The organism is Streptomyces sp. NBRC 110611, assembly GCF_001590865.1.
GTDB lineage: Bacteria > Actinomycetota > Actinomycetes > Streptomycetales > Streptomycetaceae > Streptomyces.
The window spans coordinates 986,403-998,517 of the sequence record NZ_BBUY01000001.1; the positions used below are offsets into that span (position 1 = coordinate 986,403).

Here is a 12,115-nt window from a genome sequence, read left to right on the forward strand (position 1 = left end):
GCCGGGGGTCCGTTCCCGGCCCGGGGGCACCGGGACAGTCCCGCGGAGCGGGGCCGTCCTCTTGAAGGCCATTACCTTTTCTTGACACTGTGCGGGTAGGGGACGGACTCGGCCCGGACCGGAACCGGAGGGGTGAGGCGATCACGATGCACAGGGACGCGGCCTTCGCGGCCACTTCAGGGGGCGTGCCCCCGGATGCCGTGGCGGTGGCCCCCGCCGTCTCCCGGCCCCGGCGCCCGGCCCGGTCCGCCGTCCGGCCGGGGCGCCGCGCACCGGTCGTGGACCTGCGCGGCGGGCGGAGCGCGTCCGGCACCGGTGAGCTGCGGTTCCCGGCGGGCGACCTGGTGGTGGTCTCCGGCCTGCCGGGCAGCGGCAAGAGCACCCTGATGCGCCGTGTGGTGCCGCCCCTGGACGGGCGCGGCGGCGCGGTGCGGTGCATCGACTCGCAGGACGTGCGCGAGCGCTGGGAGCGCGGCCGGCTGCGCCGGCTGCCGTACGTCCTGTACCGGCCGCTGGTACGGACGGCCCACTACCTGGCGCTGGGCCGCGCGCTGCGCTCCGGCGACAGCCTGGTGGTACACGACTGCGGGACGCAGACGTGGGTCCGCCGCTGGCTCGCCCGGTCGGCTCGGCGCGGCGGCCGCGGGCTGCATCTGGTGCTGCTCGACGTGCCGCCGGAGACCGCGCGCTCGGGCCAGGAGGCGCGCGGCCGCGGGGTGTCGGCGTACGCCTTCGCGCGGCACCGCGGGGCGGTGGGCCGGCTGGTCGGCGCGGCGGAGTCGGGCGGCCTGCCGAAGGGGTTCGGTTCGGCGGTGCTGCTGGACCGGCGGGCGGCGAGCGCACTGCGGACGGTCGGCTTCCGCTGAGCGGTTCCCGTCCGCCCGTCTTCCGTCCGCCCGTCTCCCGTCCGCCCGGCCCGGGGTGTCCCGTCTCTCGTCGAGGGCGGTTCCTCGTCTAGGGTCGTGGGCCGAAGAGCGGTTGGGAGCGGGCAGGTAGAGATGAACTTTCCGGAGCAGGGGATACCGCAGCTGGCGTGGCCGGCGAACGAGCTGGAGGAGGTGCTGGCCGCGTCGGTCGGGCAGCCCGGCGCCGGCGGCCGGATCGTCGAGGTGCTGGGGCGCAGCCGGCTGTGGGTGCCGCTGCCCAACGGCGGCGGCCCGGACAGCGCGGGCTTCGGCGCCCGCGGCCTGGACCTGCCCACCGTCGACATCGGCGGCACGGCCTACGTCCCCGTCTACAGCTCCGAGCAGGAGTTCCTGCGGGTCGTCGGCGCGCATCTGTCGTTCACCGTCGCGCCCGCCCGGGAGTTCGCCCGCGGACTGCCGCCGAAGATCGGTATCGCGGTCAATCCGGACGGGACGGTCGGCGTCCCGCTGCCGCCGCCCGCGGTGGCCGAACTGTGCCGGGCGGGGCGCCCGGAGGCGGAGAACCTGCCGAGCGGCGGCCGGGTGCGGCTCTTCGAGCCGGACTGGCAGGACGAGCCGGTGGACTTCCTGGCCGCCGCCGGACTGGAGTTCTCCGGCGCCGGAATTGTCCTGACTGCCCGACGTGCCCTGGCCAGCGTCGAGGGCGACACGCCCGCGCTGTTCGTCGGTGTACAGCTCGGCACGAGCCCCGCCGCGCTGGAGGACGGCACCGCCCGCGAGACGGTCCTGGCAGCCCTCGGACGTGCACTCGGCGCGGTACCGGTGCCCTGGCCCGTCCAGCTGGTGCTGCTCGACATCGCCCAGGGCGACCCGGTCGCCGACTGGATGCTGGAGCGCGTGCGGCCCTTCTACTCCCGCGACCACTCGTAAGCTTGTTGGACGACGAGAGTGTGTTGGACGACGGGCGGGCGCACCCCATCACGTGCCTGCGGCGAGAAGGGACGGACCACGTGAGCGCGGGTGCGCATCAGGGGCCGGCGGCCGGACAGCTGGAGCAGCTGCTCCAGCAGGTCTCGCCCGGCCGCTACGACGCCTACGAGGCACTGCTGCACGCACTCGCCACGGGCCAGGTCTGGATGCTCCTGTGGCACGGCCGGGCCGGTTCGCCCGACGCGCAGTACGGGAACATGGAGGTCGACGGGCTCGGCTACGCGCCCTGTGTGACCTCCGCCGCCGAGCTCGCCGCCTCCGGCTGGAACCGCGACCACGAAGTCGTCGGCGGCCTGGAGATCGCCGGCTCGCTCTTCCCCGACCGGTGGGGCCTGTGGCTGAATCCGCACGCTCCCGGCGGCGGCGTCGGCATCCCCTGGCTGGACCTCCGCCGGATCGCCGGCGGTCTGGACCGGCTGCCCGCCGGTCCGCTGCGGATCTCGGAACCGGTCATCGACATCCCGCAGTTCTACGCCCTGCTCGCCCAGAACGCCCACCGGACGCCCGCCGTCCGGTCGTTGCGCCGGGCCTGGGTGCAGCCCGCGCTGGGCGCCCCGTATCTGGCGATCGGACTGGAGCTGTACGACACCGGCCAACCGGCCGTGGAGTCGGCCCGGTTGATGATCCAGCAGTCCCTCGGCGCGGTGCCGGACGGCCTGCCGGTCTCCACGGTCGCGATGAACGACGAGTACGACCCGGTCGGGATGTGGATGCGGGCCTGCGCGCGGCCCTTCTTCGACCGCGACGGCTATGCCCAGCCGCAGGGGCCTCCGCAGCCCCCGCAGGCCCCCGCGCCCTCGTACGGCTACGGCTACCCGCGTCCCTACTGACGGCCTGGCTCTCAGCCGGTCTTGTCCCGGCCGCCGCCGATCTGATGCGGCCGGGGCAGATGGACCCCGAAGTACACCGCGCCCATCCGCAGCGCGAACACCAGCCCCGCCGAGACCATCGCGGCGGGGCTGGCCCCGACGCCGAAGTGGTGCAGCGCCAGGTAGCAGCAGGCGCCCGCCAGCGCCGCGATGGCGTAGACGTCCTCGCGCAGCAGCAGAGGCGGGAACTCCCCGCACAACACATCGCGGATGACCTCGCCGGCGACCCCGGTCAGTACCGCCAGAATGATCACGGCCAGCGGCGTGACGCCCGCCTCGATGCCCGCGCGGGCGCCGATCACGGTGACCACGGCCAGCCCGAGCGCGTCCACCACGAGCAGCGACTTGTGCGGCAGCTGCCAGAACCGCAGATAGACCATGGTGCCGACGCCGACGCAGATGATCAACGTCAGCAGGACCCAGTCGTGCGTCCAGTACAGCGGCTGCCGGCCGAGGAGGGTGTCCCGTAGCGTGCCACCGGAGATCGACGCGGCGAAGGCGAGCACCAGGCCGCCGAACGGGTCCATATTGGCCCGGTAGGCGGCCAGCACGCCGCTCGCGGCGAAGGCCGAGATGCCGACCAGGTAGAGCGCATGAAGCATGACGTCATCATCGCAGGCCCGGAGGCAGGCATTCCGCCTCGTCCGGATCCACCCGGACCGGTCATCTTGCCCGAGGTGTCGTCGGTGTCCCGGAGGAGGGCGCTTCCGCAGGTGGCCCCGTGTGGGAGGGGGCGCGGGAGGGCGGAGTGTGGCGCAAAACAGCGCACGACGGCGCGGTTCCTCGTGCCAGACTGATCGACATGGGGGACGTGGCACTGACATTGCAGGACGGGACCGTGGTATGGCTGCGAGCCGAGGGGCCGGAGACCGGCCGGATCCCGACCCCTGCCGTTGACAGCGGGCACGCCGGCGGCGGCCAGGGCGGCGAGGACGGTGAGCTGGAGCTGCCGGACGCGTTCGGCGCCGCCCAGCCGGTGAGCGTGGACAGCCGGATGGGCCGTGCGCTGACCCGCGGCGGGGAGGTCCTGGAGGAGGCCCTGCGCCCGCTCGGCGGAGTCCTCGGCCAGATCCACCGTTCCCTCGCCGCCGGAAGCCACCGCCCGGACGAGGTCACCGTGGAGTTCGGGGTCACGCTCGGCTCGGACCTGAGCCTGGGGGTGTTCTCCGGCAGCGGTGAGGCGAGCTTCACGGTCTCCGCCACCTGGAACCTCGGCGACCGCAGGGGTGAGCCGGGCGCGGGCGCCGGCGGGAGTGAGCCGGGCGGGAGCGCCGGCGTGACCGGGCCGGGTGTGGCCGGGCCGGGCGGGACCGCCGGCGCGAGTGAGCCCGGCAGGGCCGCGCCGTGAGCGCGGGCGTGGGTCCGGACGCCCCGCTCCACCTGGCCTTCGCCTCTGTGCGGGACGGCGAACGGCCGGTCGGCGGGGGCGTGTTGGTCGCCGAGCGGCTCGTTCTGACCTGCGCCCATGTCGTCAACAGCGCCCTGGGCAGGGGGCGTTACACCCAGGACACCCCCGGCCGGAACGACACTGTCCCCCTCCGGCTGCCCCATGTCGCGGCCGGCACGGACCTCGCGGCCCGGGTCGTACGGGAGATGTGGGTGCCGCCGCGGGCCCGGGCCGCCGGGCGTGACCCGGTCGAGCCCGGACAGGTGCCGTACCACGGCGATCTCGCCGTACTGGAGCTGACGGCCGCGCCGCCCGAGGGCGCCGAACCGGCGCCGTTCCTCCAGCACGGCTACGCGGGAGAGACGATCGCCTTATGGGCCAGCGGCAATCCGCTGCCCTCGGTCCGGGCCGTGCCCCGGGTCTCGGCGCCGCCCTGGATCGCCCTGGACGTGCTCGGCGGGGCTCAGGTGACGGAGGGCTTCAGCGGCGGGCCCCTGTGGGACCGGGACCGGCAGGCCGTGGTCGGCCTGGTCGCCGCCGTGCACCGTGCCCCCGGGGCGGCTGCCCCTGGTGCGGCTGTCCCGGGGGCGGCCGCTCACGGTGCGACTGCTCGCGGGGTGGCCGCCCCGGGACCGGCGGCCCCCCGGCCGGCGGCCTTCGGGGCCGCCGCCCCGGGCGTGCAGCCGGCGACGATGTACGCCATCAGCGTGCCCGCCATCGAGGCCGAACTCCCCACGCTCCCGCCCTCGGCGGTGCCCACCGCCCGGCGTGGCGTACAGCAGCTGCTCACCGCCCTGGAGCGGGTCCTCATGGGCCGCGCGGCGGTGCTGGCGTGCGAGGAGCGGCTCGCGGCCCGGCTCGGCAGACCCTCGGCCGGCCCGGCCGCCGACCTCGAACGGCTGGTCGGCCTCGCGGTCGGCGTCCGCCGCGGCGTCCCCGAACTCCTCGACCTGGTACGGGAGTACGACCCGGCCGCCCTCGCCGACCCGTACGACCTCCATGCCCGCCCCGGCCGGTACGGCGCCCGCGAGGAGCGGCCCCGTGAGGACTGGGAGCGTCTGCGCCGCGCCGCCCGTACGGTCAGGCCCGGCGAGTACCTGACGACACGCCAACGCCGTGACCTCGCCGGGCTGTTGGCCCACTGCACCCGTACGGACCCCCGCACCCTGCTGGAACGCGTCCTGCCGCACGCCCCCGAGCTGCCCGCCGTCGCGGGCCTGGCCGACGCCGTGGACGCACTGGAGGGCTTCGGCTCCACGACCGGGGGCGGCGGTGGCGCGCCGGTGCCGCCGCTGCTGCAAGGGGTGGTGCGGATCAGTATCGAGGAGCGGGCGGCCGGTGAGGCCTACCCCGCGGACGACCTGGACGCCTGGGTCGAGCGGGTGGCCGCCCGCTCGGGGGTGGACGAAGCGGCGGTCAGCCAGTTCCGCGCCGATGTCGAGGCCGCCGCGGCACCGGTCCGCGTCCCCGCCCCCACCGCTCCGGCCGGCGCCGCCGCCCGCGCCTCCGCCGCCGCCCCGCGCGTCCAGGTGGAGCTGCTGCCCACCCCCACCGGCCGCCGCTTCACGTACCAGATCTGGACCTTCGCCGACCGCCAGGCGCACCGTCTCGCGCTGGTCCGGGACGCGGAGGCGGGCAGCGAACAGGTGGTGGACGACATCCGCCGGGTGTTGCGCACCGAGGTCCGGGAGGACCCGGAGACGGCTTTGGTGGAGTACTTCCTGCCGTGCGCCTGGCTCCATCTCGACGTCGACGCCTGGGAATCGCCCGACAGCGACGAGGACGGGCCGTTCGCACCGGGCATCACCCGCCGGGTGGTGGTGCGCACCACCGAACGCTCCCGGGAGAGCTTCGCCGGCTGGAAGCAGCGCACCGCCGCCCTGCCGCACGCCAAGCGCATCGTCCTCGACCACCGCCACACCGACCGCAAAGTGGCCCGCGCGCAGCTGGAAGTGCACCGCGACGCCGGCACGGTGATCGTGTGCTGCGCACCGGACCACCACGGCGCGCTGCTGCGCCAGTGCGTCCAGGCCGGCGTGCACACCGTGCTGTGGCACCGCGCCGATCACGGCGAGCGGATCGTCCAGGACCTGCTCGCCCTGGTGGACGTCGCGGACCACACCGAGGTCCCCGAGGTGGTGCGCCTGGAGCGGGCCAAGGCCATGGCCGAGCCCGAGAGCACCGCCCACCACGGCCGCCGGCTGTCCCTGCTCTACGACGCGCCGGACCACCGTCCCCCGCAACTCGCCCCCGACGCCTGGGTATTGACACAGCCATGAACGACCGTGACCAGCAGCAGCAACAACAACGCCTCCGCGCGGACGCCGCACGGAACGAGGAGAACGCAGCGGTGACCGGACAGCGCGCAGCCTCGGCCCCCGACGAGCCGGGGGCCGAGGACTGGTGGGTCTTCCGTGGCCCATCGGACCTGCCCGCCCCGCCGCCCTGGCGGCGCTTTCCGGCCACCCGGGGGACGGCCGCCCCGGCGCCGTACCTCCTGGAGCGCAACGAGATCTCGGTCGTCAACGCCGCCCTGCATCTGCACCGCCCGCTGCTGGTCACCGGCCGCCCCGGCGCCGGCAAGAGCTCCCTGGCCCGCGCCGTCGCCGAGGAACTGGACCTCGGCGACGTCCTGCGCTGGTCGGTCAACAGCCGCTCCACGCTCCAGGACGCCCTCTACCGCTACGACGCCGTGGGCCGGCTGCGGGAGGCCTCGCTGCGCCGCGAGCGGGAGGCGTCCCGCGGATCCGGGCGCCGCCCCCGGCCGCGCCGCGGCGGCACGGCCGGCGACATCGGCCAGTACCTCCGCCTGGGCCCGCTGGGCAGCGCACTGGCCGCCGACCGCCCCCGGGTCCTGCTCGTCGACGAACTGGACAAGGCCGATATCGACCTGCCCAACGACCTGCTGGTCGTCCTGGAGGAGGGCGAGTTCGAGATCCCCGAGCTGGCCCGGCTGCCGGAACACCAGCAGGAGGTGCAGGTCCTGCTCAGCGGAAGCCGTGAACGGGTCACGGTGCGCCGCGGGGTGGTGCGCTGCGCCCACTTCCCGATCGTCATCATGACCAGCAACGGCGAACGGGACTTCCCGCCCGCGTTCCTGCGCCGCTGCGTACGGCTCGACCTGCCGGAACCGACCGGGGACCGGCTCCGGAGGATCATCGAGCACAACCTGGGCGAGCAGGCGGTGGCCGCCGCCGAGGACCTCATCGACGTCTTCCAGCAGCGCGCGAAGACCCAGACCCTGGCCACCGACCAGCTGCTGGCCGCCGTCCATCTGCGCATCAGCGGCGCCGACCTCAGCAAGGAAGAGCTCCTCGCCGCCGTGCTGCACCGCCTCGACGAACCTCTGTCGCCATGATCGACCGACTACGACAGGCGATGTCGGCCACCGGGTACGACCTCGGGGCCACCGAACTCCTCGATGTGCTGTGGCTGGCACAGGCGATGGAGGGACGCGCGGCGGCCCCCGGGCGGCGGGGCGACGCGGGGAAGCCGGCGGATGCGCCAGATGCGCCAGATACGGCGGAGTCGGGGAAGCCGGCGGCTCCGGGAAAGCCGGGGGAGCCGAGAGGGGCGAGGGAGCCGGGCGGAGGGACCGCCGTACCGGCCGGGGCGTCCGGCCGGGCGCCCGGGACCGACGATCCCGCGCCGTCCGGGCGGTCCGACTGGTCCGACCGGTCCGACCGGACCGCCCGCACCACTGACGCCACCGATGCCGCCGAGCCCCCCGCCACTTCCACCACTTCCGCCACCCCCACCGCTTCCCGTACCTCCGCCGCCGGCTCTTCCGCTGTTTCCCCTCCTGCGGTCCCGGCTGCCCCTGCGGTCCCGGCTGCCCCTGCCGTTCCTGCCGATTCCCCTGCTTCCGTCGAGCTCGACGACCTCGGTGGACCACCCCGCCGCGCGCTCTACGCCATGAGCGGCCAGGGCGGACGGCCGGGCGCCGAGCGGGCCCGCCCCGCGCGGGCGCCCGCCGGACGCGCGCTGCCCGACGCCCAGCAGCTGGGCCGCGCGCTGCGCCCGCTCCGCCGGTACCGGGACCACCCGCACCGCACGGTCACCGACATCGACGCCACCATCCGGCTCGCCGCCGAGACCGGCTTCCTCGACGTGGTCTCCCGGCCGGACCGGGAGCGGAGCTGGTCGGCCGTGCTGCTGGTGGACCGTTCGCCGGCCATGCAGGTGTGGGGGCCGCTCGCTGCCGAGCTGCGCGCACTGCTGGTCCGGAGTACGGCGTTCCGTTCCGTCCGGGTCCACTCGGTGGACCCCCAGGACCCGAGCGGCCCGGTGCCGGGCCGGCCGGTCACCGGCTCCTCGGTGACGTTCCTGCTCACCGACGGCACGAGCCCGGGATGGCGGGACCCGCGGGCCGTGCGGGCGCTGACCGCGTGGAGTCGCGGCGGCCCCATGGCCGTAGTCAATCCGCTGCCCCGGCGGCTGTGGCGCGGTACCGCCATGGACGCCCGGCCCCGACTGCTCGCCGCACCGGGCGGGTTCGACCCGGTCGGACGGCTGGTCGTGTGCGATCCGCTGAGCCGCGAACGCGATCCGGAGGCCGACGGCCTCCTCGCGCTGCCCGTGCTGCACCCCACCGCGTCCGCGCTGGAGCAGTGGGCCGGGCTGCTCACCCGCCCCGGCGTACCGCACCTGATCGACACGGCGCTGCTGGACGAGGCACGGGCGCCCGCCCCGCCGCCCCGGCCGCACGGCACCGCCGAGGAGCTGCTGACCCACTTCCGGGGCGCGTTCTCGCCCGAGGCCTACCGGCTCGCCGTCCGGCTCTCCGCTATCCGCCCGCTCACCACACCCCTGATGCAGCTGGTGCGCGCCGCCACGATGCGCGACACGGGATCCACCCATGTCGCGGAGATCCTGCTCGGCGGCCTGCTGGAGCGCACCGACCGGGTGCCGGACGCGGCCGCCGCGCGGACCCTGGACCGTGCCCTGGGCGCGCCGCCGGGCCGGCCGGCCGATCCGGTCTACGACTTCCGGCCCGGCGTACGGGAGTTGCTGTTCAGCGGGCTCGGCGCCGAACAGGCCGTGGATGTCGTCGAGGCGGTCGGCCGCTCCCTGGAGCCGTACATGGGGCGGCTTCCGGACTTCCCCGTCCTGATGGGCGACGAGGCGGGCGAGCTGCGACTGGACTCCTCGGCCCGGGCCTTCGCGGTACTGGCGAGCCCGGTGCTGGAGCGGATGGGGGCCGGGGTGCCGCCGCGGCCGGCGGCCGCACCGCACCGGCCCCCCGCACCGCTGCCCCGGCGTCCGGTGGCCGGACCGTCGCTGCGGTTCGCGGTGCTCGGGCCGGTGCGCGCCTGGCGGGGGGAGGAGGAGCTCTCCCTGGGCGGCCCGGAGGTGCCGGCGCTGCTGGCCTGCTTACTGGTCCGGCCGGGGTACGCGGCCACCGCGGACGAACTGGTCGGCGACCTCTGGGGCATCGCTCCGCCGCGGGAGGCCCGCGACCTGCTGAACGTCTGCGCCACCCGGCTGGGCCGCGCGCTCGGCTGGGACTTCGTGGCCGGTGATGTGGACGACGGGTACGGGCTGCGCCGCCCCGACGGCCGGCCCCCCGATCTCGACCTCGACCTGCACCTGGCCGAGCGGCTGGTGGCCCACGCCCGGAACGCCGCGGATCCGGCCGAGGCGCGCCAACTGCGCGACGCCGCACTGGCGTTGTGGGACGGCGAGCCGCTCGCCGGTCTCCCGGAATTCTTCGCCGAGGGGCCCCGCGAACGTCTGGCGCGCTGGCGTGCCGACCTGCTGGCCGGGCGGTACCGCTCGCTGGCCGAGGACGGCTCCGCGGCCCTGCCGCCCGTCCCCGAGCACTTCTTCGGCCGTACGAAGGAGATCGCCGAACTGACGGCGGCGCTGCGGGATACGGACGCCGAGAAGCCCTGCTGGGCCGTCCACGGGCCGCCGGGGGTGGGCAAGACGACGCTGGCGCTGCGGGTCGCGCACGAGCTCGCCGGGCAGTTCCCCGACGGGCTGCTGTTCGTCGACATGCGGGAGGCCGGCCCCGAGCGGTGGGCGCACTGCCGCGCGCTGCTGGCCCGGTGGCGGGTTCTGCTCGTCCTGGACGACGTCTCCGACGACGACGAGGCGCTCGACGCCCTGCTCCGGGAACCGCACGCCTGGGCCGGAGCCGCCCTGCTCACCGGCCGGCACCGCCCGCAACTCGACGGGCTCACCGGCGATTTCGCCCTGGCCAGGCTGTCGGCGAGCGAGGCGTACGCCGCACTGCCCGAGCACCTGCTGCTCCAGTGGCTGGACTCCCAGCTCGGCCGGAACGCCATGCGTGCCTTCTGTCTCCTGGCCGTTCCGGAGAGCGCCGGGCTGTCGTTCCCGGCGGTCTCCGCGCTGCTGGCCACGACGCCGGAGCGGGCCCGTGCGCGTCTGGAGGAGCTGCGGACGGCCGGCGTGGTGGAGAGGACGGCCCGCGGCCACTACCGCCACGTCGGCGCGCTCCGGGCCGTCGCCGGGCAGACCGCCGCCCGCGAGGTGCACGGGCAGCGGCGCGACAAGGCGCTCGCCCGGCTGCTGGACCTGTATCTGGCCATGGGGCGCGGGCTCCACGAGGCCCGGTATCCGGGGGAGCGGTGGCTGAGCCGCCTCGCCCGCGTCTCTTCCCCGTCCTCGCCCGAGGTCAAGGACGCCACCAGGGCGCTGGCCGCCTGGGCCGACGAGACGCCCCACCTCCTCGCGCTCGTCCGCCAGGTGGCGATACAGGCCCCGGCCCTGCTGCGGCCCGCCGCCGACCTCCTCCTCCTCGCCCAGGTGACGGCGGACTGCGGCGCGCGCTCCGCCGCGTTCGAGGCGGCCGCGCGGACCGTGGCCGCGCGGGCGGCCGCGGCCGGCGACCGCCAGGCGGAGGGCCGGGCCCGGGTCGCGCTCGCCGAGGCGTACCTCGCCCTGGGCAAGGCCGCCGAGGCCGGGCTCCAGGCGCGGCACGCGGACCGCCTGGCGGACCGCTCCGCCGACCCCCTGGTGCGCGCGCGGGCCCCGTACCTCCGCGGCGTCATCGCCCTCCACCAGGGGCGGCACGACGAAGCGGGGAGGTACCTCACCACGGCCTGTGTGCACTGCCGCGACCGCAAGGACGAGCCGGGCGAGGCCGTCGCGCTCGCCGCCCTGGCGCGGCTGTGGGCGGCGGTCGGCGACAGCGGCGACGCCGTCCTCTTCGCCGAGCGCAGCGTCGACATCCACCGTCGCCACGGCGACCGCTCCCGGCGCCTGGCGCACAGCCTGTACGCCCTGTCCGAGGCGCTGTCGTCGGCCGGCCGGCACACCGAGGCGCTCCGCGCGCTGTTCCAGGCGCTGCCCCTCTTCGAGGAGGACCACCAGCACCTCTGGGCGGGCCGCACCCGCTCCCGTACGGCCGAGGCGGCGGTCGCCCTGATCCGGCCCGCCGAGGCGGTCTCGGCCGCCCAGGACGCGGCGAAGCGGCTGCTGGTGCCGGGCGGTGAGCGCTGGCGGGCCGACGCCCTGACGGCGCTGGGGCACGCGGAGACCGCCCTGGGCCGCAAGCAGGGCGCCCAGGCGCACTGGCGCGAGGCGCTCGCCGTCTACGAGGCGTTCGGCGCCCCGGAGGCCGACGCCGTGCGGACGCTGCTGCCCGGCCGGCCCGGTCCGGCCGGCTCCCGCGGGGCGGGGGTGTCCCGTGCGGCGGAGGCCGCCACCGCCGGTACGGTGCTCCGCGATCTCACGGCGGCCGTCGGCACCCTCCACGACCGCCTCCGGCTCGGGGCCTCGTCCGGAGCTTCGTCCGGGACCTCCTCCGGGGGTGCCGCCTTCGGTGACCTCGGCGCACTGGAGGCCGAACTCGCCGGCCGGCTGGCCGATTTCGAGGAGGCGGGCCGCCCGTCGCGGCTCGGTCTCGGCCGCTTGCGTACGGCCTTGGAGGAGGCGGTCCCGCCCATGGCGCTCGAGCACCTCGCGCCGGACGCACGCGAGCCGGCGACCGCGGTGCGCGACCTCACCCGGCGGCTCGGCCGGTAGCCGTACGGAAG

At 75.9% G+C, this 12,115-nt stretch carries 8 protein-coding genes; 7 read left to right on the plus strand and 1 reads right to left on the minus strand.

From position 1 onward, the window contains the following. Positions 1-146: 146 nt before the first annotated feature. The 3 genes from AZE13_RS04290 (at position 147) to AZE13_RS04300 (ending at position 2,686) form a co-directional block, all read left to right on the plus strand. The gene (locus tag AZE13_RS04290) at positions 147-866 is read left to right on the plus strand and encodes an AAA family ATPase (RefSeq protein ID WP_181690238.1); all 720 of its coding nucleotides are present in this window, start codon (positions 147-149) and stop codon (positions 864-866) included. Between the two features lie 132 nt (positions 867-998). Next, positions 999-1,796: an enhanced serine sensitivity protein SseB gene (locus tag AZE13_RS04295; protein ID WP_066926878.1), complete on the plus strand. Its 798-nt coding sequence runs from the start codon at positions 999-1,001 to the stop codon at positions 1,794-1,796. An 80-nt stretch (positions 1,797-1,876) separates the two neighbouring features. Then, positions 1,877-2,686 (plus strand): enhanced serine sensitivity protein SseB C-terminal domain-containing protein, encoded by an 810-nt coding sequence (locus tag AZE13_RS04300; protein WP_066926880.1) that lies wholly within the window; start codon positions 1,877-1,879, stop codon positions 2,684-2,686. An 11-nt stretch (positions 2,687-2,697) separates the two neighbouring features. Here the strand turns inward: AZE13_RS04300 and AZE13_RS04305 are convergent, their stop codons facing one another. Continuing rightward, positions 2,698-3,327 carry a trimeric intracellular cation channel family protein gene (locus tag AZE13_RS04305; protein WP_066926882.1) on the minus strand — a complete coding sequence of 210 codons (630 nt, stop codon included), beginning with the start codon at positions 3,325-3,327 and terminating at the stop codon, positions 2,698-2,700. A 200-nt stretch (positions 3,328-3,527) separates the two neighbouring features. On the opposite strand from AZE13_RS04305, the gene AZE13_RS04310 reads away from it, so the two are divergent. From AZE13_RS04310 to AZE13_RS38960, 4 genes are all read left to right on the plus strand, one after another. Further along, positions 3,528-4,073 carry a CU044_2847 family protein gene (locus tag AZE13_RS04310; protein ID WP_220127557.1) on the plus strand — a complete coding sequence of 182 codons (546 nt, stop codon included), beginning with the start codon at positions 3,528-3,530 and terminating at the stop codon, positions 4,071-4,073. Then, positions 4,070-6,391, plus strand: a complete 2,322-nt coding sequence (locus AZE13_RS38955) for a trypsin-like peptidase domain-containing protein (protein ID WP_066926884.1) — start codon at positions 4,070-4,072, stop codon at positions 6,389-6,391. Before AZE13_RS04310 ends, AZE13_RS38955 begins: the two co-directional genes overlap by 4 nt. Before the next feature lie 71 nt (positions 6,392-6,462). Further along, on the plus strand, positions 6,463-7,470 hold the full coding sequence (locus AZE13_RS04320; RefSeq protein WP_066927263.1) for an AAA family ATPase: 1,008 nt from the start codon (positions 6,463-6,465) through the stop codon (positions 7,468-7,470). After that, entirely contained in the window at positions 7,467-12,104 is a 4,638-nt protein-coding gene (locus AZE13_RS38960; RefSeq protein ID WP_181690239.1) for an SAV_2336 N-terminal domain-related protein, read from the plus strand. Before AZE13_RS04320 ends, AZE13_RS38960 begins: the two co-directional genes overlap by 4 nt. The last annotated feature ends 11 nt before the right edge of the window (positions 12,105-12,115 follow it).